The following is a 23,284-nucleotide window of genomic DNA, read 5'->3' as shown; positions in this document are numbered from 1 at the left end:
GACCGGGCCGCGTGCCGCGGGATGGGCACGGTGCCGTGGGAGCGCGCGCCGGGGGCCGGGTATGGGGAGCCGGGCATGCGGGCCCGGGCGCGGGGATCGGGCGCAGGGAACCATCCGGCGTCCCTGTCGTTGATGCGGTCGGGCCGCGATATTCCTGGCCTTCCGCGACGTCGCGGCAGATCGGGGGGCATGTCCGGCCAGCGGCGCGACGGCCCTGCTTCCTGTCCCGGCACGCGGTGCCCAAGGCGGAAGGGGTGCTATATGAAGATTGCGATCATCTCGCATCTGAAGTTTCCGATCGCCGAGCCGTTTTCGGGCGGGCTGGAGATGCACACGCATCTGCTGGCCCGGCACTTGCAGCGCCGCGGACACGAGGTGACGCTTCTGGCGGCGGAAGACTCCGATGCCAGGCTGGGGCTGGAGGCCGTCTGTCCGCCCACCGGCGTGCCGGGCCCCAACCCGGTGGAGGTCGAGCAGGTGGCGCTGGCCGAGCACACCGCCTATCGCCGCATCGTGGAGCGCCTGCAGGACGGCGGCTTCGACATCGTCCACAACAACTCGCTGCACTATCTGCCGCTGACCATGTCTGGGCGCTTCGGCGCCCCGGTGGTCACCACCCTGCACACGCCGCCTTTCCTGGAGCTGGAGAACGGGGTGCTGGACCGGGAGGACCGGGACATGCCCTTCATCGCGGTCTCGGAGGCGGTGCGGAAGATGTGGGAGACCGTGCTGCCGGTGACCTCGGTGATCGGCAATGGCATAGACCTGGATCTCTTCACCCCCGTCATGACCCCGGCCGAGCCGCCGCACGCCATCTGGTTCGGCCGGCTGGTGCCGGAGAAGGGGCCGCACCTTGCCATCCAGGCGGCACGGCTGGCGGGCATGCCGCTGCGCTTCGCCGGCCCTGTCAGCGACCTCGACTACTGGCGGGACTGCATCCAGCCGCTGCTGGGGGAGGGAGTGACCTATCTCGGCCATCTCGACCACCGGCGACTGGCACATGCCGTGGGGCAGGCGGCGGTGGCGCTCTGCACTCCGCGCTGGGAGGAGCCCTATGGCCTCGTGGTCGCCGAGGCGCTGGCCTGCGGCACGCCGGTGGCGGGCTTCGCGCGCGGCGCCCTGCCTGACATCACCGACCCGCGTTCCGGAAGGCTGGCCCCGGCCGACGACGTGGAGGCGCTGGCCCGCATCATCCCGGAGGCCGGCCGCCTGTCCCGCGCCGACTGCCGCCACCGCGCGGAGGTCTTCTGCGATGCGCGGGTGATGGTGGACCGGTACGAGGCCCTGTACCGGGACACGATCCTGCGCCATAGGCAGGCCGAGGTGGCGGGCCGGTCCGGCCGGAACGGAGTCCGGATGGATTCCCGCCGCGACGGCTCGCCGGACGAAGGCATCGCACGCAGCCAGGCCACGTGATCCAGATCCCCGACCCGCTTTCCCTCGACCGCTGCGTCGTCTGTGTCCCCGCCCGCAACGAGGCGGTGGCGCTGCCCCGGCTGGTGGCCGCGCTGGCGCGGCAGGAGCTGTGCCGCGACGGCGGGCGGCTGCGGCTGGTGGTGGCCGCCAACAACTGCACGGACGGGACGGTCCCGGTGCTGCGGGGGCTGGCGACGCGCTATCCGGCGCTGCGCCTCCATGTGCTGGAGCTTTCCCTGCCGCCGGAGACGGCCCATGTCGGCGTCGCGCGGGCCCGTGCCATGGCCGAGGGCGCGGCCTGGCTGCGCGAGGAAGGCGTCGAGGACGGCATCCTGCTGGGCACCGATGCCGACACGCGGCCGCCGCCGCACTGGGTGGCGGCCAACCTGGCCGCGCTGGCGGGGGCGGATTGCGTGGGCGGCCGCATCGTCATCGAGGACAGCGGGGAGAACCCGGCGCCCGGCTGGTTGCGGATGATGCGGGAGCGGGTGGATGCCTACTGGTCGGCGGTGCGCGAACTGGCGCACGCGATCGATCCCCTGCCGCACGACCCGCCGCCGCGCCATGGCGACCATACCGGGGCGAGCCTCGCCCTGCTGGTCCGCTGGTACGAAGCCGCCGGCGGGGTGCCACCCCTGCCGGTGGGGGAGGACAACGCGCTGGTCGCGGCGGTGGAGCGTGCGGGCGGGCGGCTGCGCCACGCGCCGGATGTCTGGGTCGAGGTTTCCGCCCGGCAGGAGGGGCGCGCCAGCGGCGGCATGGCGGGCGAGATGCGCCGCTGGCGCCTGCTGGCCGAGAGCGGCTCGCCGCATCTCCTGCCGGGGGCGGGCTTCTGGCGGCGGGCCTTCGGGCGCCGCCGCATCCTGCGCGGGGCCTTCCATCGGGGAAGCTGGGCCGAGGATGCGGCGCGGCTGGGCCTGTCGGCGGAGGTGCTGGCACGGCTGGCGCTGGAAAGCCCCAACGACATCGCCTTCGTGGCCCGTGCGGAGCCCCTGCTGCCGCCCTTGCCGGCCGAGGAGGCGGAGATCCAGGCCGCCACCGGGGCGCTGGAGGCCATGAGCCGGGCGCTTTCCGGGACGGCGGAGGCGGTTTGAGGCCCATCGGCTATTACGTGCATCACCAGGGGGTGGGGCATTGGCAGCGCGCCACCGCCCTCGCGCGCCGGCTGCGTCACCCCTGCACCCTGATCGGCACGCTGCCGCCGGAGCGGGCGGCCAGCGCGCCCTGTCCGGTCCTGGCGCTGCCCGACGATGCGCCGGAGCCCGGCACGGCTTTTGATCCGGGGGGCGTCGCAGCGCTGCACTACGCCCCGCGCGGCCATGCCGGGCTGCGCGCGCGTTCCGCCGCCATCGCCGGCTGGATCGCCGCGCGACGGCCGGCGCTGATGGTGGTGGACGTATCCGTGGAAACGGTGCTGCTCGCCCGGCTCTGCGCCACGCCGGCGCTGTCCTTTCGCCTCGCCGGGCATCGCGACGACCTGCCGCACCGCACCGGCTTCGAGGCCAGCGAGGCGCTGATCGCCCCGTTTCCCGCCGCGCTGGAGGGGGCGGACACGCCAGGCTGGGTGCGGGAGAAGAGCTTCCATGCCGGCTTCCTCGCTCCCCCGCCCGAAATCGGTTCGGAGCCGGAGGACGGCTCGGTGCTGGTGATCTTCGGGCGCGGCGGGGCGGGCGGCTGCCGCCGGGCCCTGGCCGCGGCCGCGCGGGCCGTGCCGGAACGGCGCTGGCGGGTGCTGGGGCCGGTTTCCGGCGAGGCGGGAGAGGCGCTGCCGCCAAACCTGGAGATCCTGGGCTGGTCCGACCAGCCCGCCGCGCTGATGGCCCGGGCCTCGCTGGTGGTGGGCGGCGGTGGCGACGGGGTGCTGGCGGAGGTCGCGGCGCTGGGCCGGCGCTTCCTTTGCCTGCCGGAGCCCCGGCCCTTCGACGAGCAGCTTGTGAAGGCGCGGCGGCTCGCCGAGATCGGTGCGGCGGTGGTGCGGGAGGGCTGGCCGGAGGACGGCGCCTGGCCCGGGCTGCTGCGGGAGGCCATGGCGCTGAACCCCTCGCGGCTGGGCGGGCTGTTCGACCCTTCCGCCCTGGACCGCACGGCGGGTTTCATCGACGGGCAGGCGGAACGGGCGGTGCGCCTCTACGGCTGAGCCGGGGCTCCCCGCCCGATCCTTGTTTCCGTTTCCGGGGCCTGTTGCAGGCGTCCGATCGGGCCTTGCAGCAGCTCCACCTGGCGCACGATGCGGGCCAGGGGTTCCAGGGCGGGGCCTTCCGCGATCGCGGCGGGGCGGGGCAGCGGGCCAAGGCGGGCTTCGGCCAGGGCGGCCAGGGAGGCGTGGAGCCATTCCGCCCAGGCCTGCCAGCTCGCGTCGTCCAGCGCATCGCGCAGGCCGGGGTCGTGGCGCAGGGCGGCAAGCCGCCCGGCGATGCGGCGCAGGGTGGCGTCCACCACCAGCCCGGCCTCGATGCGTGCCCGGTCCTGCCCCGGTTCCTGCATGGCGCGGGAAAGCGAGGATTCCAGGTTGTTGGTGGAAACGCCGGCGGCGCGGCGGCTGGCCTCGATGCGGGAGTCCGGCTGGGCACCGGCCAGCACGGCACGGGCATAGTCGGCATGGGCGGCGAGGGCGGCCCGGACCTCCCGCCGCATGCGGTCGGGCTCCCAGCTCGGCCAGAGCAGCAGCCAGCCGGTCACGGCCATGAGGCCGCCCGCCAGGGTGAAGAGGGCGCGCAGGCCCGCCACCTCCCAGGAGGAATGGGTGGGGTGGAGCAGTTCCGTCAGCACCACGACGATGGTGGTGACCCCCGCCATCCAGGCGGAGAAGCTGACCTGCCGGCCGGCGAAGGCGAGGACGCAGAGCGGGAAGAGCAGGGCGGCATGGGTCAGCCCGTCATGCACCCCGGAGGCCAGGGCGGCGCCCAGCAGCCCGCCGAGAACCGTGCCGCCTGCCCGTTCCAGCGCCCTCTGCCAGGTGGTGGCGTAGAAGGGCTGCAGCGTCACCACCACGGTGATGGGCAGCCAGTGGGCGAATTCGTTGCCGGAGAAGGGCAGCGTCACCGCCAGCGCCGGGACGGCGATGACCGCCGTGCGCAGCGAATGGCGCAGCACCGCCGAGTTCCAGGTCAGGTTGGCCCGCACCGGCAGCAGCATCTGGTCGCGCCAGGGCAGGGCGGGCGTCGTGCCGGAAGCGCCGCCGGGCTGGTAGCCGCCGGGCGTGCTCAGCTTGGCGGCCACGCGCAGGCGCTCGGCGATGCTGGTGGCGATGCGGTGCAGGGCCGGGTCCGCCTCGGTGGCGCGCAGGGCCGTGGCGAGGGCGCGCTCGATCCGCCCGGGCGGCAGGGCGGTGTCGTCGAGGATCGCCTGGGACAGCACCACCAGGATCGGCCGCAGCACCCGCAGCAGCACGCCCGCCGCCGCCCTGCGCTCCGGGTCGCGGGCGGTCTCGATCAGCTCCGACAAGGCGATCAGCGCCCCGAAGAGCTGCTCGCCGGCCTCCAGCCGCAGCAGGGCCTGGGCGCCGCGCAGCGACAGCCGGCCGCGCATGCCCACCAGGTCCATGACGATGCCGCGGGCGAACTCGATCTCCTCCCGCACCGCGCGGCGATGGGCGCGGGCATGGGCCTCCCAGTCCTCGCCGCTGGCGTCCGGGCGGCCGGTCAGGTGGCGCAGGTCCTCGGTCAGCTCCGCCAGCCGATGCCAGACCTGCGACACCGCCGCCCGGGCGGGGCGGTAGGGGTGCAGCCGCCAGACCACCATGGTCAGCAGCGTCGCCCAGAGGCCGCCAAGCAGGAACAGCCCGGCGATCTCGCCCGCCGTGGCGAGGTCGAGCGGCTGGTCCAGGGACAGGATCAGCACCACCGAGAGCAGGTTGCCCACCGCCGTCGCCGCCGCGCCCCAGACGCGCACGAAGCTGGTGCAGAGCACGCCGAGGCAGGCCAGCGGGATGAGCAGCGGCAGGTCCAGGTTCCGCAGCAGGCCGAAGCCGCTCCAGATCAGCGCCCCGGCGACGGTGAAGGAGAGCAGGGCCGGGACGCGGGTGCGGATCGGGCCGCCGATGTCGCAGAGGCAGGTGAAGAAGGCGGCCATCGCCATGTAGATCAGCGCAGGCTTTCCCAGCCACTCGCTGAGCAGGATCACCACGGCACAGGCCAGGGCAGCGCGCACGCCCTCGGCCACACGGATGGCGCGGATGTCGAAGCCCATCGGCAGGCGCGACAGGTCGGCACCCGGGTTCCGTTCTGTCGCGCGCCAGGGGGAATGGAGGCGGGAGATGTCGGCGATGCGCATCGCCTGCTTTCTGGCGCAGCCGCGAGGCGGGCAAAACCCCCGCGGCTCCGTCTTTTCCGTGAAGGGAAGCTCCCGCGCCCGCTGGCTTGGGGAGTTGCACTCCGTGGTGGCCCGCCGGGGGAGAGGCGCCGCCTCTCCCGCCGGACCCCCTCTCCGCCGGGGACCGAAGCCGGTCCCCGGACCCCAGGCTTTCGTTGGCTCTCCGGCGCGATCCGGCACCAGCAAGCGCCAACGAACGGGAGGTCCAGGACCCTCAGGGTCCTGGCGGACAAGGGGGTCCGGCGGAAAAGGCGGAGCCTTGTCCCCCGGGGCGGCGCAACGCCAGACGGGATGCGCGGACCGGCCGGGGGATCAGGCGGCCAGTATGTCGCGAACGGCCCCGGCGAGGGAGAGGGAGGCGGTGAGGCCGGGGCTTTCGATGCCGTAGAGGTTCACCAGGCCGGGGACGCCATGCAGGGCGGGGCCCTGGATCACGAAGTCCTGGGCCGGAGCGCCCCGGGGCACGATCTTGGGGCGGATGCCGGAATAGCCGGGCTGGAGGGCGCCGTCGGGCAGGGCAGGCCAGTAGCGGCGGATGGCCTCGTAGAAGCTGTCGCCGCGGCGAGGGTCCACCTCATAGTCGATATGGTCCACCCATTCGACATCCGGGCCGAAGCGCGCCTGGCCGCCGAGGTCGATGGTCAGGTGGGTGCCCAGCCCGCCCGGCACGGGCACGGGGTAGATGAGGCGCGAGAAGGGCGAGCGGCCGGCGAGGGTGAAGTAGTTGCCCTTGGCGTAGTATTCCCGGGGCACGGTCTCCGGCGGCAGGCCCGCGATGGCGCGGCCGAGCGCCGGGGCGCCGAGGCCCGCGGCATTGACCAGGCTGCGGCAGAGCAGGGTCATCGGCTCGGCGCCGCCGGTCTCCAGCACGATGCCCTCGGGCACCACCCGGCCGGACAGCACGGGGCTGTGGAAGGCCAGCACGGCCCCGGCATTCTCCGCGTCGCCCTGCAGGGCCAGCATGTAGGCGTGGCTGTCGAGGATGCCCGTGGAGGGCGAGAGCAGGGCGCCGTGGCAGGACAGGGCGGGCTCCAGCGCCACGGCCTCGTCGCGGGACAGGACGCGCATGTCCTCCACCCCGTTGGCGGCGGCGCGGGCCTGGATCGAGGCGAGCCTGCCCGCCTCCTCCTCCGAGGTGGCAGCGATCAGCTTGCCGCAGCGGGCATGGGGCACGCCGCGTTCCGCGCAGAAGGCGTAGAGCATCCGTCGCCCGGCCACGCAGTGGCGCGCCATCAGGCTGCCGGCGGGATAGTAGATGCCGGCATGGATGACCTCGCTGTTGCGGGAGGACGTGCCCGTGCCGATCGCCTCGGCGGCTTCCAGCAGCAGGACCTCCCGCCCGGCCAGGGCCAGGCTCCGGGCGACGGCGAGGCCCACCACCCCGGCGCCGGCCACCACGCAGTCCACTGACTCCAAGTCCCGCCTCCTTCAAGAAATCCCATAAATTTTACGCATGAGGAACGCTGATGGCTCTACCCTTGGTTGCGCCGATTATGTGATATATAGGCCTCAATCAGTGTTGCGTGCAGGCAACATGCGAGTCGGGCCAGGAAAAGCCATGCTGACCATCGGAAGCATCGAGCGGATGTCGCCACGGCTGTTCAAGGCTGCCTATGCTGGCGTGTACCCGCAGCGCGAGCCGGCGGTCGATGTGAACGGGCTGGAGTTCTTCTCAGATCCAGAGGAGGCGCGCCGGTGGATCGTCGAGCAGATCGGCTGCGAGCCCGACCTCTGGGACCTGCACGACCTGGAAGGGGACGAGGTCCCGGATGGGCATCCCCGCGCATCGGCGCAGGGCGAGGGCCGGGACGCATACCATGGGGCGGCGCGGCCGGCGGGCTGAACGAGGCCGCTCCGGGACGGAAGCCGGCAGGGACGGTGGCTTTCATGCCGGTTCCGCGGCGGGGGCCGGGCTAGGGGACGGGTTCAGGGCCTGGGGAAGGTTGCGGTCCAGCAGGGATTCCGGCAGCGGCATCACCACGCCGGACCAGGTCCAGACCAGCACGCATTCGATCCGTCGCCCCGGCCAGGCCGCGCGCAGCACGGCGCGGTAGGCCGCCATCTGCCGCAGATAGGCGGGCGAGACGTCCTCGGCCCGTTCCGGCGGGGGGCGGTTGGTCTTGTAGTCCGCCACCACGATCCGGTCGCCTCCGATCCAGAGCCGGTCCACCTGCCCCGCCACCGTCACGCCGCCGATGCGGCCGGCGAGCGGCGCTTCTGACAGGCTGCCGGGGCCGAAGGCCTCCGCCAGGGCGGGGTGGTGCAGGACCCGCATCACCTCGGCGCGGGTCGCCTCCTGTTCCTCCGGGGACAGGCCGTGCCCGGACCGTGCGAGGTGGCGCTGCGCCACGGCCTCGCGCGCTGCCCCGGGATGTTCCGGCAGGTGTTGCAGCAGGGCATGGATCAGCGTGCCGCGCCGGAAGCGGCGGCCGGAGGGGTCCTTCTGCCCATGCGGCGCGGCGGCGGGGGGCACGGTTTCCTCGCCCGCGAGGCGCGAGGGTGCCACCGGGTCCTCCGAGGCCTCGGGCCTGGCGGGGTGGTGCGCCCAGGCGGGCAGCGCGGCGGACAGTGCCTTGCCGGCGCCCTCGCGGTCCGGCCGGGGCTCGGCGGTCTGGGCGGAGGACAGGCGGTAGAGCGGGCCGGAGAAGCCCATGCCGGGCGGCCCGCCGAAGGCCGCGGGGTCGAACTCTTCCTCCGCCACGCCGCCGCAGCGGGCGATGCCCTGGCGCACCAGCCCATGCCAGCTCGTCTCCACCACCTTCTTCGGCTCCAGCCCGCAAAGCAGCAGCCGGTCCTCGGCGCGGGTCAGCGCCACGTAGAGCAGGCGGTTCTCCTCCTCGGCATCGGCCTCGGCGCGGCGGCGCTCGGCCTCCTGCCAGGCGCGGGCCTGGAACTCCTTGCGCGGCGCCCAGAGGGGGAGGGACAGGGAGGCGTCCTCCTCCTCCCAGCGCAGGGGCGAGTTGCGGCCGCCGCGCCCGACATCGGGGATGATCACCACCGGCGCCTGGAGGCCCTTGGCGCCATGGGCGGTGAGGATGCGCACGGCGTCGCCGGCATTCTCGGCCTCGCGCTTCACCTCGGCGCCGCCGCGCCGGAGCCAGTGGGTGAAGCCCTGGAGGGAGGGCGGGTGGCGGTTCTCGTAGCGCAGCGCGGCGTTCAACAGCTCGTCCATCGCATCCGCCGCGTCGCCGCCCAGGCGTTCCAGCAGCTTCGCGCGGCCGCCATGCTCGCCCAGCACCTCGCTCAGCAGGGCGTGCGGCGTGACCAGGTCGGCGCGGTCGGCCAGCGCGGAGATCCAGCCGGCGGCCCGGCCCTCCGCCGTCAGCGCGCCCCGGTGCTGGAGCAGGCGGTGCCAGAGCGGGCCGTCCCGGTCATGGGAGAGGGCGAAAAGCGCCTCCTCCTCCAGCCCGATCAGGGGCGATTTCAGCAGCGCCGCCAGTTGCAGGTCGTCTTCCGGCAGCAGCAGCACGTCGCAGAGCGCCAGCAGGTCCTGCACCGCGATCTGTTCCACCAGCGCGATGCGGTCCACGCCGCCCACCGCCACGCCGCGCCGCTTGAGCTGGCGCACCAGAAGCTCCGTCAGCCGGGTGCGGCGGCGGACCAGGATCATGATGTCGCCGGGGCGGATCGGGCGGTCGCCGCGCGCGGGCAGGGTCTCATGCCGCACCATGTGGTCGATGCGCGCGGCCAGGGTCTCGGCCAGCAGCGCGTCGGCATCCTGCGCCACCACCGGCTGGCTCGGCACGAACCAGGGCTCCGGGTCCTCCGTGCTGCCGCGCGCGAGCAGGGGCCAGACCTCGACGCTGCCGGCATGACCGGCGCGGTCGGGGAAGTGGCGCAGCGGCTCGCCATCCGGCCGCACCACGCCGGCCCGCGCGGCGCCTTCGTGGAAGACGGCATCGACGAGCTGCAGGACCGGGGCGCAGGAGCGGAAGCTCACATCCAGCGCCACCGGCTGGAAGTTGCCGCCGGCCTGCCGCACCTGCTGCGAGAAGCGCGCCTCCCAGGTGGCGAAGCCCTGCGCGTCGGCACCCTGGAAGCCGTAGATCGACTGCTTCTCGTCGCCCACCACGAAGAGCGTGCGCTCCCCGGCCTCGCGCACACCCTCGCCGGCGAAGAATTCCTCGGCCAGCGCCTCGGCGATGCCCCATTGCGCCGGGTTGGTGTCCTGCGCCTCGTCGAGCAGGATGTGGTCGAGGCCGCCATCGAGCTTGAACAGCACCCAGGCCGAGCCGGGGTCGCGCAGCAGGCGCTGCGCGTGGTGGATCAGGTCGTCGAAGTCCAGCGCGCCCATGCGGCGCTTGCGGGCGGCGTAGTCGGACAGCACCGGCCCGGCGGCGACCAGCAGCGCGCTGGTGGCAGCCAGCAGGCGGTGCGCGTTGGCGCGTTCCTGGAACGAGCGGAGCCGCGCGGATTCCGCCGCCAGCGTGTCGAAGGGCTCCAGCGCCTTGCGGAGATCGCCCTTGCCGGTGTGCAGGCAGTCCCACCATTCCGCCTGCTGCGCCGCGCGCTCCTCCAGCGGCAGGGCCAGGAAATCGAGCATCCGCTGGCCGAGGTCGCGCGCCGTCTTGGTCTTGTGGGCCAGCAGCGCCTTCGCCTGTTCCGCGACCGCCGGGGGGATGTCGCAGATCAGCGCCGCCAGGTCCTCCTCGCGCTCCCCTTCCGGCAGGCCGAGGCGCCGGCCCAGCCTTCGTCCCAGCGCCAGCGCGCCGCCGGGCGTCTCGAACAGCGCGGCCAGCTTCTCCCGCCGCCCCGCCATCTCGCGCAGCGCCTCGGCGATCCGGTCGGCGGTGACAAGGCGGGCCAGGGCGGCCAGGGTTTCCGGGGGCACGCGCCCGCCGGACAGCGCCGCCTCCCGCGCCTCGGCCAGCAGGGTGGCGGAATCCGCGTCCTCCAGCATGGCGAACTGCGGCGGCAGCTCGGCCTCCAGCGGGAAGGAGCGCAGCAGCGACTGGCAGAAGGCGTGGATCGTGGCGATCCGCATCCCGCCCGGCTGTTCCAGCACGCGGCAGAACAGCTTGCGCGCGGTGGCGAGCTGCGCGGGCGGCACCGGCTCGCCGGTCAGCGCCTCGATCTCCCCACGCAGGTCGGCATCGTCGGTGACGGCCCAGCGGCCCAGGCGCCGGTTGAGCCGGATCGCCATCTCCGCCGCCGCCGCCTTGGTGAAGGTGAGGCAGAGGATGCGGCCCGGCTCCGTGCCCTCGCGCAGCAGCAGGCGCAGCACGCGGTCGGTGAGCACCTTGGTCTTGCCGGAACCGGCCGAGGCCCCCACCCAGGCGGAAAGGCGCGGGTCGGAGGCGAGGCGCTGGGCGTTCTGGGCGCGTTCGCGGGCGGAAAGAGGAATGTTCACGCCGGTCTCGATCCTGGCCTGGGCGTTGCGCCATCCCGGGTGAAAGGCGCCGCCTTTCCCCCGGCCCCCCTATCCGCCAGGACCCTGCGGGCCCTGGACCCGATGAGCTGGCGCCTGTCGTGGCCGGTTCGCGCCGGAGAGCGACGCTCTCCGGCGACTGGCGGCGCCATCCGCGCGAAAGGGATGCTGGTCTTTTTCCGGGAGCCCCGCGTCTCCGCCTGCTCCGACGGGTCGGGCGCCGGGCTGGTGGCCGCCACGCAGAGCCAACTCAGGCCCGGGGTCCGGGGACCGGCTCCGGTCCCCGGCGGAGAGGGGGGCCGGGCGGAGAGGGGGCGCCTCTCCCCCGGGGCCGGCCACGGGCGCGGCGCGGACATGGGGGACAGTGGCTTCACTCCGCGCCCGCTTCCTCGGCCCCGCCCCATTCGCGCTGGCGGGACAGGTGTTCGTAATCCGTGTTGCGGGGGCTGCGGCCCGGATGCGGGCGCGCCAGGAAGGGACGGTCGCCCAGCAGGAATTCCCGTGCCAGCACGTCCACCTGCCGCCATGCCGCCTCGGCCACCTCTGTCACGGTCACGTCGCCCCTGGGCTTGAAGACGAGTCGCTCGCCTTCCTCGATGGTACCCGAGAGCTTCCAGTGCTCCAGCGCCGAAACCGTGGCGGGGGCGATGTCGGGGAAGCCGCCCTTGAGCGCCATGGCGGCCTCCAGCGGCAGCTGCGGCGCGCGGCCGTCCTGGATGGCGATCTGGGCCGGGGGGGCGCCGGTCTTGAAGTCGAGGATGGCGAGGCCGCCATCGGCCAGGATGTCCAGCCGGTCGGCGCGCCCTTCCAGCCGCACGCCGCAGGGCAGCTCGATCTGGCCGGACTGTTCGGGGTGGCGTTCCCGCACCTCGGGGCGTTCCCGCTCGGTGGCCAGCAGGAATTCGCCGATGCGGCGCAGGCGCGGGCGCCAGAAGGCGGCGAGGCCGGGGCGCGGGGAGTGCCGGCGGATCGCTTCCTCCACCGCTTCCCCGAACCATTCCAGGGCCCGGTCGCCATAGGCACCGGCGCAGCGGCGGGTCCAGGCCGCCACCGCGTCATGCACCACCGAGCCGAAGGCGGCGCCGTCGGCCTCGGCATCCAGCGGATCGAGGGGGCGCAGCCGCAGTACGCGCTTGGCGTACCAGGCATAGGGATCGGCCTTCAGGTCCCAGACATCGGTGACGGTCAGGCGGCGCGGGCGCAGCAGCACCGGCGGGGCCGGGGCCGGGCGGGGGCAGGGGAGGACGACCTCCGGCATGTCCAGCCGCTCCGCCCAGCCGGTGGCGGGCGAGGCTTCGATCCGCAGGCCCTGGCCGTGCAGGAAGATCTGCAGCCGGGTCAGCCAGCGTGCCTGCACCGACGGGCTGCCGCCGCGCTTGCGGGCATGGCTCAGCACCACGTCCGGGGCGGACAGGGCGCTCATCATGAAATCGGCGGCGACGCGGCCGATGCGGGCCTCCGGCGCCGGCAAGCCGAACTCGCGGCGCATCGGGCGGCTCATCCAGGCGCCGGGATCGGTGGCGATGGGCCAGACGGTTTCCTCCAGCGCGCCCAGCACCACGCGGTCGAAGGATTGCAGCCGCGCCTCCAGCAGGCCCAGCACCTGCACCCGCGGATGGCTGCCGCCCTGGCGCCCGCGCATGTTGCGCACGCCCGGGGCCAGCGGCCCTTCGAGCAGCGCGTCGAACAGCGCGGGCCAGGCGGCGGCCGAGACGGGGGGCAGGCATTCCATGGCCGGGCCGAGCGAGGCGAGATGCACGGCCAGGGGCTCGCCCTCCTCCCCGGCATAGAGGCGCAGCCCGCCGGGCTCGCTGTCGGTGGCGGCCAGGGCCTCGGCGGCGTCGAGCAGGCCTTCCAGCACGGCCGCGGGCGGGCGGCCGATCTCGGGCAGGTCGGTGAAGCCGCCCAGGGCGCGTTCCAGCGCATCGAGCAGGGCGGTGGTGCGGGCCTGGCGTTCCAGCCGGGCCTGCCGCCGTGCCTCGCTTTCGGCCGGGGCCTCGGCGCCCGGCTCGGCGAAGGCGCGTGCCGTGGCGGCGCGGAGCCCGGCGAGACCGGGAGCGGGGCGGGGACCGCGCAGCGCGTGGCGCTCCAGGTCGCGCAGCGCGCGCAGCCAGTCGGCCCGCGCCATGCCGCCGGCGCAGGAGGGGTGCTTCAGGCAGGCGAGCAGGGCGACGGGGGAGAATTCCTCCGCCACCATGCGCGCGATCAGGCGCAGGAAGGCGCCGGTCGGGGTCTGGGCCAGGGGCTGGCCGGCGGAATCATCGGCCAGCACGCCATGGCGGGCGAGCTCCACGCAGACGCGGCGGGCGAGGTCGCGGTCCGGCGTCACCAGGGCGGCGCGGCTGCCAGGGGTTTCCAGCGCCTCGCGCAGCAGCAAGGCGATGGCGGCGGCCTCGCCGGCCTCGTCCGGGGCGGTGAGGAGGGTGAGGTGGTCGAGGGCCGGGGCCCAGCGTTCCGGCGCCTTCTCCTGCCAGCAGGCGATGTCGCCGGGCGGGCGCAGGGCGCGGGCGAGCAGGGTGCCGCGCGCCTCCCCGGCCGGGTCGGGCGGCAGGCCGTGGGGCCCCGGGGGAGGCCAGGGCCGCAGGTCGCCCGGCGTGGCGCCCATGGCCTGGAGCAGCCGCACCTGTCCGCAGAGGGGGTGGGTATGGCTGGCGCAGAGCTCGTCCCATGGCTGCGGGGGCAGCGGCTCGCCGGCGCCGTGCAGGACCACATGGCCGTTGGGGCAGTGCGCCAGGACCTTCAGCAACTCGGCGGCGGCGGGGATGGTGCCGCCCAGGCCGATCCCGGCGGCGATCACCAGATCCTCCGGCGGGTTCTCCTTCCACAGCGCGGTCTGGGCGCGGATGGTGGCGACGCGGCGGGTGCCGATGTCGGAGAGGCCCTGCTTCGCCAGCCAGGCCTGCCATTCCTGGATCACGCCGTTGAGGAAGACATGGGTGATCTGCCAGTGCCGGGCCAGCCGGTCCGGCACCAGGGAGGGCAGGCGGGCGGGGTCGCAATCCTCCAGCGCCATCTCGTCCAGCAGCGTCGCCAGCTCCTGCGCCAGCCGCCAGGCCTGGTCGGGATGCGAGGGGCCGCCGTAGTTCGGCGGCAGGCGCATCACCAGCGCGGTCAGCACCGCGAGACGCCGCGCCGGGTCCACCGCCGGGGGCTGGTCCATCAGGGCGGGGAGGGAAAGCTCCTCCGCATCCTCCACCGAAAGCCCGGCCAGGGGGCGCAGGCGCGGCAGCAGCAGGGCCTGCGCCCCGTTCACCTGCCCGGCGGCGCGCAGGAAGCTCTCGCGCAGGCTGCGGGCGGCGCGCCGGGTGGGCAGCAGGATCGTGGCGCGGGCCAGGATGGTGGGATCCGGGGCGGCCGGATCCTCCGCCCCGGCGAGGCGCACCACCCCCCGGGCCAGGGCGTCCAAAAAGGGGAGGTGGGCCGGGATCTCGTGAAGGTTCATGGATTCCCGATGGTTAGCCGATTTCCCTCCCATCCCGCCACCACCGTTTGCCGCGCTGCACCGATAAGGGGGGCGTTGTCAGTCCTGGGGCGGGCGGAAATAGGGCTCCACCGTGCCCTGGAGCTTGATGGTCATGGGATTGCCCTTGCGGTCGAGCGTGTTGCCCACGGTCAGGCGGACCCAGCCCTCGCTGACGCAGTATTCCTCGACATTGTTGCGGTCCACGCCCTTGAAGCGGACGCCGACGCCGCGTTCCAGCACGGACTTGTCGAAATGCGGGCTCTTCGGGTTGACGGAAAGGCGGTCGGGCGGCGTGTCGGTCATGCGTCGGTAACTCCGGAACCTGGAACGGGCGACCTGATAGAACAGGCGTGGCAGCGGAGCCACCCATCCCGGGAGAAGCGCGGCGCCGGCACGGGCATGGCGAGGGGGAGGATTTTCACGGCGGCCGAAACAACCCATAGTTGTAGACGCCCTGGTGAGTTGCGCCTGGATTTTCCTGCCCCGGACTCCCGGCCCGGCAGGATGGCCCCGCCATGAGATCCCGCTGGAGGTCGCCGCGATGCTTCCCCACCTGATGCCGCTTTCCGAGGAAGACCGTCTCGCGGCCCTGCGCTCCTATGACGTGCTGGACACGGCCTGCGAGGCCAGTTTCGACAACATCGCCCGGCTCGCCGCGGATCTGACGGAGAGTCCCATCTCGATGGTCTCGCTGGTGGATGCCGAGCGTGCCTGGTTCAAGGCGCATCATGGGCTGGAGGCGCCGGAAGCGCCACGGGAGCATGCCTTCTGCGCGCATGCCATCCTGGAGCCCGGGACGCCGCTGGTGATCCCCGATGCCAGCCGCGACCCGCGCTTCGCCGGCAACCCGCTGGTGACGGGGGCACCGGATATCCGCTTCTACGCCGGCGTGCCGCTGGTCAATCCGGAGGGGGCGGTGCTGGGAACCCTCTGCGTGCTGGACCGCAAGCCGCGGCGGATGAGCGCCGAGCGGCAGCGCATCCTGGTCCGGCTGGCCGAGGCGGTGATGACCACGCTCGAGCTCCGCCGCGCCATGAACCGGGTGCACCGGCTTTCGATGACCGATGCCCTGACCGGGCTGCTGAACCGGCCGGCCCTGATGGACGCGCTGGACAAGGCGGTCGCCCGGCTGAACCGGCATGGCGAGGGCTTCGCCCTGCTTTACCTCGACCTGGACGGGTTCAAGCAGGTGAACGACCGCGAGGGGCACGCGACCGGCGACGAGGTGCTGCGGGAACTGGCGGCGGTGCTGTGGGACAACCTGCGGCGGGAGGACATGGCGGCGCGGCTGGGCGGCGACGAATTCGCCGTGCTGCTGACGGGCCGCGAGCCGGATGCCGCGATCGTGGCGGAGCGCCTGCAGCGGATGCTGGAGGCGGCGATGCGGGCGAAGGGCTGGGCGGTGACGGCCTCGATCGGGGCGGTGAGCTTCCACAACGCGCCGGAGAGCGTGGATGCCGCCCTGTCGCTGGCGGATTCGCTGATGTACGGCGCCAAGGCCGCCGGCCGGAACCGGGTCCTGCACCGCGACCACTGAGGCGGGGATCGCGGCGCCGGCCCTTCAACGGGCGGGCGGACTGGGCTAGCGGAAGGCGTGACCCAGGCCCCGCTTCCTTCCCGTGTCGTGCTGATCGGTGCCGGCGGCCATGCCGCGGCGCTGATCGAGAGCATCCGTGCTGCCAATGGGGCCGCCAATGGGGCCGCCAACGGAGCCGCCAATGGGTTGGCCGGCGGGATGGAGATCGCCGGCTGCCTCGACCGGAGCGCGCGGGCGCCGGTGCTGGGCGTGCCGGTTCTGGGCGACGAGACCCTGCTGGAGCGGCTGCGCGGCGAGGGGATCGGGGCGGTGGTGGTGGCCATCGGGCACAACGCCACCCGCCTGCGCTGGCTGCGGCACGCGCGGGACCTGGGCTTCGCCCTGCCGGTGGTCGCGCATCCCTCCGCCATCCTGTCCCCCAGTGCGCGGATCGGCGCCGGCAGCGTCGTGCTGCCCCGCGTGGTGCTGGGCGCGCGGGCCGTGGTGGGGGAGGGCGCGATCCTGAACAGCGGCGCCATCGTCGAGCATGACGGCGTGCTGGGCGACGGCGTGCATGTCGCCTGCGGCGCGGCGCTCGGCGGCGGGGTGCGTGTCGGGGAGGGGGCGCTGATCGGGCTCAACGCGGCGCTGCGGCCGCTGGTGCGGGTGGGCGCCGGGGCCGTGGTGGGGGCGGGCGCCGCCGTGGTGGCCGATGTGCCGGAAGGGGCCAGCGTGTCCGGCGTGCCGGCGCGGGGCTAGGGCGGCGGTCGCGGCCCGGCATCCCGAAGAGGGCGCCGTCCGGTGGGCTCCTGGCTGGCCTGACGCCAGGTAAAGCGGGTTCAGGGTTCCAGCGGCCTGCGGAAGCGCGACAGCGCCAGCATGGCACCGCCCGCCAGCAGGCCCCAGAAGGCGCCGCTGATCCCGGCGAAGGCGGTGCCGGAAGCGGTGACGAGCAGGGTGACGATGGCCGCCTCGCGCTGTTCCGGCACGGCCATGGCGCCTTGCAGGGAGCCGCCCAGCGCGCCCAGCAGGGCGAGGCCGGCCACCGCCTCCACCAGCACCGGCGCCGCCGCGACGAAGGCCGTGACGAAGCCCGCGAGCAGGCCGAAGAGGATGTAGCCCACGCCGTTCACCACGGCGGCCTTCCAGCGCTGCGCCGGGTCGGGATGCGCGTCCTCGTTGGCGCAAAGGGCGGCGGTGATGGCGGCGAGGTTGACCGCGTGGCCGCCCAGGAAGGCGGCGGCGACGGAGAAGAGGCCGGTGGCGCGGAACAGCGGCCCGGGCGCGGGGCGGTAGCCGTAGAGGCCGAGCGTGGCCAGGCCGGGGATGTTCTGCGAGGCCATGGTGACCAGGAAGAGCGGGATGGCGGTGCCGATCAGTGCCTGGAGGGTGAATTGCGGCATCACCGGCACGGGGATGGGCCAGCTCGCCGCGATGGGGGCGCCCGGCATCGCCAGGATGATCCCGAAGGCCACGATCACCGCCGCCGGCACGGCGAGCAGCCGGTGCAGCCGCCCGGCGATGGCCCAGGCCGCGATCACCGCCAGGGCCGGGCCCGGCATCTGCGCCACCGCGCGCACCGGGGCGAGGCAGAGGCCGAACAGCACCCCGGCCAGCATGGCGCTGGCCAGCGTGGCGGGGATGGCGGCCACCCAGCGGCCCAGCGGCTTCCACCAGCCCGCCAGAACCACCAGCAGGGCGGAGGCGAGGAAGGCGCCGACGGCCACCGGGAAGCCGCCCGCGATGGCGCCGGAACTGGCCAGGAGGGCGGCGCCGGGCGTGCTCCAGGCGACGCTGACGGGCATGCGGGTGCGCAGGCTGAGCAGGATGCCGCAGAGGCCCATGGCGACGGCCAGGGCCATGAGGCCGGAGGCGGCCTGGGCCGGGCTGGCCCCGGCGGCGGTCAGGCCGCGCAGCACCACGGCAAAGGAGCTGGCGAAGCCCACGAAGGCTGCCAGCAGGCCAGCGGCCAGGGTATGGGGCGGCAGGAGGTCTCGCATGGCGGCGGCATTCCCCGGCACCGCGAAAGGTGCGGCGCATGACATCCGGCCGGCGCTTCGGGGCGCCTCCGGCCAGGGTTGGCCGCGGCAAGGCCGCCCGGCCACGGGACCATGGCTGTGGGGGCCTGCGAATCGCCGGATCGGCACCCATGAAAGCCAAGTTCGCCCAGGGAGGCCATACACGGGGGGCGGCCGGGGCGCAGGCCGCCGGATCAGGCGGTGATGCCGCCAAGGAGCGGTGCCTTCCCCGCCACGCCCGCCTCCGGCCCCCGCGTCGCCGCTGTCACCGCCAGGGCGGGGCCGCCGGCGCCGATCCCGGCGTGTCGCGGCTTCCCGCCCGCGTGCCCTCCGCCATCCCGCCCGTCAGCGCGGCCTCCCCATGGCGTTCCGGGCACCGTGCAGGGCGCGGTTCAGCAGGGGCGAGCCGAGGCTGGCCTGGGTCATCTCCGCCGCCGCCTCCAGCATCAGCGGGGCGAGCCCGTGCAGCTTCTCCTCCGGCAGGCGCATCAGCGGCCCGGCGATGCCGATCGTGGCACAGGCCGTGCCATCCGGCGCGCGCACCGGCGCCGCGATGGCCGACATCCAGGGAGTGAAGGTCTGGATCGCCACGGCATAGCCGCGCCTGCGGGTCTGGCGCAGTGCCTGGATCAGCGCCTTGGGCGTGCGCGGGGCGCGCGGGCCGAATTCCTCGGGCGGGCCGAAGCCCTGGCGCTCCACCAGGGCCAGGGCTTCCTCGTCGCCGAGCGTCGAGAGCCAGGCCCAGCCGCTGGCGCTGCAGGAGAGAGGGGCGACCTGGCCCATCTCCGGGTCGTAGCGCAGGCCGGACTGGGCGCCCTGCGCCCGGGCGACCCAGGTCAGGCTCCGGTTGGCGCCGTCGCCATCCATCACCGCGAGGCGCACCAGCTCGCCGCTCCGCGCGGCCAGGCGGTCCAGAACCGGCTGTGCGATGTCGGTGACGCCGCTGCGCGCCAGATAGGTGAAGGCAAGCGTCACCAGCCGCATGGTCAGGCGGTAGTCGCCATGGCCGCGTTCCTGCTGCACGACGCCGTGCCCGGCGAGTTCGGAAAGCAGGCGGTGCGAGGCGCTGAGGGGGATGCCCAGGCGATCGGCGATGGCCGAGATCGGCAGCCCGTCCGCATTCTCGGCCAGGAGCCGCAGCACGGCGAAGGTGCGGTCCATGACGCCGCTGGGCGCCGCCGAAGCGCCACGGCGCCCGCGGTCCCCGGAGGCGGCGAGGCCGCACGCCGGTTCGGCCTCGGATGGCATCGCGTTCATGCTGGGTACTCCGGATGCGCCGTGCCCGCTGCGAAAGGGCCGGCCGGGACCGGGTGGGGCGGGCCTCCGGGGTGGTACTGAAAGGGGCTTCCGATCTCAAGGAAAGATTCTGGAAAGTCTTTCCGGCGATCGGCAGGTCTCCCGCCGACCGCCGGAGATTGCGGATGGAGGGAATCATGTCCGGAAGCCTGAACGGCGCCACGCGCCTCTACCCGATCGTAGGCGACCCGGTTGCCCAGGTGAAATCGCCCTCCGGCGTCAGCCATGCGCTGGCGGAGCGGGGCATGAACGCGCTCTGCGTCCCCGCCCATGTGGCGCCGCGCGCCCTCGGCTGCCGCACGGCGACCGGCGTGGACATGTTCCGTGTCGCGCAGGGCCTCATCGTCGGTTTCCTGCTCGACGGCTGAACGCCGGGCCGGGGGGACCGTCTCCGCTCACCCAGGCCGCCGGTCGGTGAGCCTGGCGCGGCGGGCGGCTTCCGCTTCCCCACCCGCCGGAACACGGCGCGGCGGAGCGACCGGTGCCTCCGGGACCTTGTTCGCTCCCCTGCGCGGGAAGTTGCCGGTGGCCCAAAGACATGCAACCTTCGGTTGATGCTCCCGCCTCCGGGGAGCGCCTGAAGGACGCGTCGATGCCGAGGGAAGATCCCGGGCTTCACGGAAATCGGGTCGGGTCCGGCAGCGGGCCGGTTTTCGCCGGCACCGGCCCCCAGGGCCACCGCAGCCGGATGCGGGAGCGGCTGCTGCAGGGTGGACCGGCGGCGCTGCCGGATTACGAGATCCTGGAGATGCTGCTCTTCCTGGGCATCCCGCGCCGGGACACCAAGCCGCTGGCCAAGGGGCTGATCAACCAGTTTGGCAGCCTCGCGGCGGTGCTGGGGGCTGACCCGCGATGGCTGCGGCGGACCACGGCGCTGGGCATGGACAGCATCGCCGCGCTGAACCTCGTCTCGGCGGCCGCCACGCGCCTCGCCCGGGCGGAGGAGACGGAACGGCCCGTGCTGAAGAGCTGGGACCGGCTGATGGCCTATCTGGCGGCGGCGCCCCTGGAGGCGGCGCCCGGCGCCCGCCTGCCGCATGGGCGCGTCCTGTTCCTGGACAACCGGAACCGGCTGCTCGCCGACGAGAGCCAGGATGGCGTGCAGGAGCCGCGCGCCACTATGCGGCGGGCGCTGGAGCTGCATGCGACGGCCCTGATCCTGCTGACCTGGCGCCCCGGCGGCCAGCCGCGCGAGGAGGATGTGGCGCGCACGGAGCAGATGCGGAAGGCGGGCGCGCTGCTGGCCATCACCCTGCACGACCACCTGATCGCCGGTGGAAAGGCGGAACCGCTGAGCCTGCGGCGGGAGGGGTTGATCTGACGATGGCGGACGGTTTCTCGGATGTCGCCGGTTTCCTGTCGCGCGATCCGGCCCTGGCGCCCGTTCCGGGAAGCCGGCCGGTTCCGGCGCCCGAGGTTCCGGCCGCCGGCGTTCCGGTTCCGGGCGGCCCGGCCTCCGCGGCGCGGCCCGGGTCGCCCGTGGAGCTGCGCCGCCGCCTGCTCAACGAGGGCGAGGCGGCGCTGTCGGAGGAGGACATGACGGCGCTGCTGCTGGGCTTCGTCCTGCCTGCCGACCCGCGCGCCCTGGCGCAGGCGGCGCTGCGCCGCTTCGGCAGCTTCGCCGCCCTGCTTTCGGCCAGCCAGCGGGAGCTGCGCGGCGTGCCCGGCCTCGGCACCCACAGCATCGCGGCGCTCAAGCTGGTGCAGGAGGCGGCGCTGCGCCTCGCCCGGGCGGAGGTCATGGCGGCGCCGGTGCTGGACAACTGGGACCGGCTGCTCGCCTATCTCACCGCCTCCCTGGCGTGGGAGCGGATCGAGCAGTTCCGGGTCCTGTTCCTGGATGCGGAGGAGCGGCTGCTGGCCGACGAGGCGCAGGCGCGCGGCACGGTGAACCATACGCCGGTCTATCCGCGCGAGGTGGTCAAGCGCGCGCTGGAGCTGGACGCCGCGCGGCTGATCCTGGTCCACAACCATCCGAGCGGCGACCCCACGCCGTCCCGCGACGACCTGCTGATGACCGAGCAGGTCCGGCAGGCGGCGGAATGCCTGGGCATCGCGTTGCAGGACCACGTGATCGTGGGCAACGGGCGGCATACCAGCTTCCGGCGGGAAGGGTTGCTGTAGGGGGAGCCGGGCGAGGGGCGGAAAGGGGCGCCCCCCGCCCTGCCGTTCCGGCGGTGGTTGACGGCCGGTCTGCGGATGTGGTCTCGGACGGCTCCTCCCGGCGTCGGCGCGCCGCACCCATCCCAGGCCGAGAGTATCCATGATCCGCCTCGACTCCATCAGCAAGCAGAACGGCCAGCAGCTCGTCTTCATCGAGGCCTCGGCGGCGCTCCAGCGCGGCGAGAAGGCCGGGCTGGTCGGCCCCAACGGCGCGGGCAAGACCACGCTGTTCCGCATGATCACCGGGCGGGAGCAGCCGGATGACGGCCAGGTGCTGGTGGACCGTGGCGTCAGCATCGGCTTCTTCAGCCAGGATGTGGGGGAGATGTCCGGCCGCACCCCGGTGGCGGAGGTGATGGACGGCGCCGGCGATGTCAGCACCGTGGCGGCCGAGCTGGCGGTGCTGGAGGCCGCCATGGCGGACCCCGCGCAGGCGGAGGACCTCGACGCCATCATCGAGCGCTTCGGCGAGGTGCAGGGGCGCTTCGAGGAGCTGGGCGGCTACGCGCTGGAAGGCCGTGCGCGGGAGGTGCTGGCGGGCCTCGGCTTCAGCCAGGAGATGATGGAGGGCGATGTCGGCAAGCTGTCCGGCGGCTGGAAGATGCGCGTGGCGCTGGCGCGCATCCTGCTGATGCGCCCGGACGTGATGCTGCTGGACGAGCCCAGCAACCACCTGGACCTGGAAAGCCTGATCTGGCTGGAACAGTTCCTCAAGGGCTATGACGGCGCGCTGCTGATGACCTCGCACGACCGCGAGTTCATGAACCGCATCATCAACAAGGTGCTGGAGATCGATGGCGGGGCGCTGACCTCCTATTCCGGCGATTACGCCTTCTATGAGCAGCAGCGCGCCATGAACGAGCGGCAGCAGCAGGCGCAGTTCGAGCGGCAGCAGGCGATGCTGGCCAAGGAGATCGCCTTCATCGAGCGCTTCAAGGCCCGCGCCTCCCACGCCGCGCAGGTGCAGAGCCGCGTCAAGAAGCTGGAGAAGATCGACCGCGTCGAGCCCCCGAAGCGCCGCCAGACCGTGGTGTTCGAGTTCGGCCAGGCGCCGCGCTCGGGCGACGACGTGGCGAACCTGAAGGGCGTGCACAAGCGCTACGGCAACAGGGTGATCTACGAGGGGCTGGACTTCCTCCTGCGCCGCAAGGAACGCTGCTGCGTGCTGGGCATCAACGGCGCCGGCAAGTCCACGCTGCTGAAGCTGGTGGCGGGGACGACCGAGCCGGACCAGGGCAGCGTGACGCTCGGCGGCAGCGTGAGGATGGGCTATTTCGCGCAGCACGCCATGGAGCTGCTGGATGGCGACCGCACGGTGTTCCAGTCGCTGGAGGACGCCTTCCCCCAGGCGGCGCAGGGCTCGCTGCGGGCGCTGGCCGGCTGCTTCGGCTTCTCGGGCGACGAGGTGGAGAAGAAGTGCCGCGTTCTCTCGGGTGGGGAGAAGGCCCGGCTGGTGATGGCGCGGATGCTCTACGACCCGCCGAACTTCCTGGTGCTGGACGAGCCGACCAACCACCTGGACATGGCGACCAAGGAGATGCTGATCGCGGCCCTGTCGGAGTACGAGGGCACCATGCTGTTCGTCTCGCATGACCGGCACTTCCTGGCGGCGCTGTCCAACCGTGTGCTGGAGCTGACGCCGGAAGGCATCCACCGGTACGACGGCGGCTATACCGAATACGTGGCGCGCACCGGTCAGGAGGCGCCAGGGCTGCACGGCTGAGGCCGGGCGG

Annotated in this window: 17 protein-coding genes; 10 read left to right on the top strand and 7 right to left on the bottom strand. The window is 73.7% G+C overall.

Features of this window, described 5'->3' with window-relative positions; genetic code table 11:
* Positions 1–261 precede the first annotated feature (261 nt).
* Genes BT98_RS0108590 through BT98_RS23760 form a run of 3 tightly spaced genes read left to right on the top strand, consistent with a single transcriptional unit; the run spans position 262 to position 3,553 of the window.
* Positions 262–1,416, top strand: coding sequence for a glycosyltransferase family 4 protein (locus BT98_RS0108590; RefSeq protein WP_019461685.1), 1,155 nt, complete (start codon positions 262–264; stop codon positions 1,414–1,416).
* Positions 1,413–2,510, top strand: a complete 1,098-nt coding sequence (locus BT98_RS0108585; RefSeq protein ID WP_019461684.1) for a glycosyltransferase — start codon at positions 1,413–1,415, stop codon at positions 2,508–2,510. Before BT98_RS0108590 ends, BT98_RS0108585 begins: the two co-directional genes overlap by 4 nt.
* A complete protein-coding gene (locus BT98_RS23760) occupies positions 2,507–3,553 on the top strand; it encodes a glycosyltransferase (protein ID WP_019461683.1) in 1,047 nt (348 codons plus the stop codon). Before BT98_RS0108585 ends, BT98_RS23760 begins: the two co-directional genes overlap by 4 nt.
* Here BT98_RS23760 and BT98_RS0108575 read toward each other — a convergent pair.
* Both BT98_RS0108575 and BT98_RS0108570 read right to left on the bottom strand, forming a co-directional pair.
* Positions 3,544–5,688, bottom strand: coding sequence for an FUSC family protein (locus tag BT98_RS0108575; RefSeq protein ID WP_019461682.1), 2,145 nt, complete (start codon positions 5,686–5,688; stop codon positions 3,544–3,546). The genes BT98_RS23760 and BT98_RS0108575 overlap by 10 nt on opposite strands.
* 351 nt (positions 5,689–6,039) lie before the next feature.
* Positions 6,040–7,134: an NAD(P)/FAD-dependent oxidoreductase gene (locus tag BT98_RS0108570; RefSeq protein WP_410527995.1), complete on the bottom strand. Its 1,095-nt coding sequence runs from the start codon at positions 7,132–7,134 to the stop codon at positions 6,040–6,042.
* 151 nt (positions 7,135–7,285) lie between these two features.
* On the opposite strand from BT98_RS0108570, the gene BT98_RS0108565 reads away from it, so the two are divergent.
* The gene (locus BT98_RS0108565) at positions 7,286–7,570 is read left to right on the top strand and encodes a hypothetical protein (RefSeq protein WP_019461680.1); all 285 of its coding nucleotides are present in this window, start codon (positions 7,286–7,288) and stop codon (positions 7,568–7,570) included.
* 42 nt (positions 7,571–7,612) lie between these two features.
* On the opposite strand, the gene addA is transcribed toward BT98_RS0108565, so the two are convergent.
* From addA to BT98_RS0108550, 3 genes are all read right to left on the bottom strand, one after another.
* The gene (gene addA, locus BT98_RS23755) at positions 7,613–11,077 is read right to left on the bottom strand and encodes a double-strand break repair helicase AddA (protein WP_019461679.1); all 3,465 of its coding nucleotides are present in this window, start codon (positions 11,075–11,077) and stop codon (positions 7,613–7,615) included.
* Positions 11,078–11,465: 388 nt separating this feature from the next.
* Complete coding sequence (addB, locus tag BT98_RS0108555; protein ID WP_019461678.1) at positions 11,466–14,537, bottom strand: double-strand break repair protein AddB; 3,072 nt, start codon at positions 14,535–14,537, stop codon at positions 11,466–11,468.
* Positions 14,538–14,615: 78 nt separating this feature from the next.
* Positions 14,616–14,861 (bottom strand): DUF3297 family protein, encoded by a 246-nt coding sequence (locus tag BT98_RS0108550; protein WP_019461677.1) that lies wholly within the window; start codon positions 14,859–14,861, stop codon positions 14,616–14,618.
* A 238-nt stretch (positions 14,862–15,099) separates the two neighbouring features.
* On the opposite strand from BT98_RS0108550, the gene BT98_RS23750 reads away from it, so the two are divergent.
* The gene (locus BT98_RS23750) at positions 15,100–16,095 is read left to right on the top strand and encodes a GGDEF domain-containing protein (RefSeq protein ID WP_019461676.1); all 996 of its coding nucleotides are present in this window, start codon (positions 15,100–15,102) and stop codon (positions 16,093–16,095) included.
* Positions 16,096–16,152: 57 nt separating this feature from the next.
* Positions 16,153–16,833 (top strand): NeuD/PglB/VioB family sugar acetyltransferase, encoded by a 681-nt coding sequence (locus BT98_RS0108540; RefSeq protein WP_026033292.1) that lies wholly within the window; start codon positions 16,153–16,155, stop codon positions 16,831–16,833.
* An 80-nt stretch (positions 16,834–16,913) separates the two neighbouring features.
* Here BT98_RS0108540 and BT98_RS0108535 read toward each other — a convergent pair whose 3' ends face one another.
* Together BT98_RS0108535 and BT98_RS0108530 are read right to left on the bottom strand one after the other, a co-directional pair.
* A complete protein-coding gene (locus BT98_RS0108535; RefSeq protein WP_019461674.1) occupies positions 16,914–18,074 on the bottom strand; it encodes a benzoate/H(+) symporter BenE family transporter in 1,161 nt (386 codons plus the stop codon).
* Positions 18,075–18,437: 363 nt separating this feature from the next.
* Positions 18,438–19,349 carry an IclR family transcriptional regulator gene (locus BT98_RS0108530; protein ID WP_019461673.1) on the bottom strand — a complete coding sequence of 304 codons (912 nt, stop codon included), beginning with the start codon at positions 19,347–19,349 and terminating at the stop codon, positions 18,438–18,440.
* Between the two features lie 176 nt (positions 19,350–19,525).
* Between BT98_RS0108530 and BT98_RS27770 the strand changes: the two genes are divergently transcribed.
* The 4 genes from BT98_RS27770 to BT98_RS0108510 all read left to right on the top strand — a co-directional run bounded on the left by BT98_RS27770 (position 19,526) and on the right by BT98_RS0108510 (position 23,274).
* On the top strand, positions 19,526–19,756 hold the full coding sequence (locus tag BT98_RS27770) for a hypothetical protein (protein WP_202801206.1): 231 nt from the start codon (positions 19,526–19,528) through the stop codon (positions 19,754–19,756).
* Between the two features lie 320 nt (positions 19,757–20,076).
* On the top strand, positions 20,077–20,709 hold the full coding sequence (locus tag BT98_RS23745) for a JAB domain-containing protein (RefSeq protein WP_162175651.1): 633 nt from the start codon (positions 20,077–20,079) through the stop codon (positions 20,707–20,709).
* A 2-nt stretch (positions 20,710–20,711) separates the two neighbouring features.
* A complete protein-coding gene (radC, locus tag BT98_RS0108515) occupies positions 20,712–21,512 on the top strand; it encodes a RadC family protein (RefSeq protein ID WP_019461670.1) in 801 nt (266 codons plus the stop codon).
* 139 nt (positions 21,513–21,651) lie between these two features.
* The gene (locus BT98_RS0108510; protein WP_019461669.1) at positions 21,652–23,274 is read left to right on the top strand and encodes an ABC-F family ATP-binding cassette domain-containing protein; all 1,623 of its coding nucleotides are present in this window, start codon (positions 21,652–21,654) and stop codon (positions 23,272–23,274) included.
* Positions 23,275–23,284 lie beyond the last annotated feature (10 nt).

It is taken from the genome of Roseomonas mucosa ATCC BAA-692 (genome assembly GCF_000622225.1).
GTDB classification, from domain to species: Bacteria; Pseudomonadota; Alphaproteobacteria; order Acetobacterales; family Acetobacteraceae; genus Roseomonas; species Roseomonas mucosa.
The sequence above is the reverse complement of the archived record's forward strand: the minus strand, read 5'-3'. Positions and strand labels throughout refer to the sequence as shown.

Excerpts from the sequence above, each read along its gene's own strand:
- BT98_RS23745 (WP_162175651.1), top strand. The coding sequence starts at position 20,077 with ATGCGGGAGCGGCTGCTGCAGGGTGGACCGGCGGCGCTGCCGGATTAC.
- BT98_RS27770 (WP_202801206.1), top strand. The coding sequence starts at position 19,526 with ATGTCCGGAAGCCTGAACGGCGCCACGCGCCTCTACCCGATCGTAGGC.
- BT98_RS0108510 (WP_019461669.1), top strand. The coding sequence starts at position 21,652 with ATGATCCGCCTCGACTCCATCAGCAAGCAGAACGGCCAGCAGCTCGTC.
- BT98_RS0108590 (WP_019461685.1), top strand. The coding sequence starts at position 262 with ATGAAGATTGCGATCATCTCGCATCTGAAGTTTCCGATCGCCGAGCCG.
- BT98_RS0108550 (WP_019461677.1), bottom strand. The coding sequence starts at position 14,861 with ATGACCGACACGCCGCCCGACCGCCTTTCCGTCAACCCGAAGAGCCCG.
- BT98_RS0108530 (WP_019461673.1), bottom strand. The coding sequence starts at position 19,349 with ATGAACGCGATGCCATCCGAGGCCGAACCGGCGTGCGGCCTCGCCGCC.
- BT98_RS0108535 (WP_019461674.1), bottom strand. The coding sequence starts at position 18,074 with ATGCGAGACCTCCTGCCGCCCCATACCCTGGCCGCTGGCCTGCTGGCA.
- addB (WP_019461678.1), bottom strand. The coding sequence starts at position 14,537 with ATGAACCTTCACGAGATCCCGGCCCACCTCCCCTTTTTGGACGCCCTG.
- BT98_RS0108565 (WP_019461680.1), top strand. The coding sequence starts at position 7,286 with ATGCTGACCATCGGAAGCATCGAGCGGATGTCGCCACGGCTGTTCAAG.
- radC (WP_019461670.1), top strand. The coding sequence starts at position 20,712 with ATGGCGGACGGTTTCTCGGATGTCGCCGGTTTCCTGTCGCGCGATCCG.
- BT98_RS0108575 (WP_019461682.1), bottom strand. The coding sequence starts at position 5,688 with ATGCGCATCGCCGACATCTCCCGCCTCCATTCCCCCTGGCGCGCGACA.
- BT98_RS23750 (WP_019461676.1), top strand. The coding sequence starts at position 15,100 with ATGCTTCCCCACCTGATGCCGCTTTCCGAGGAAGACCGTCTCGCGGCC.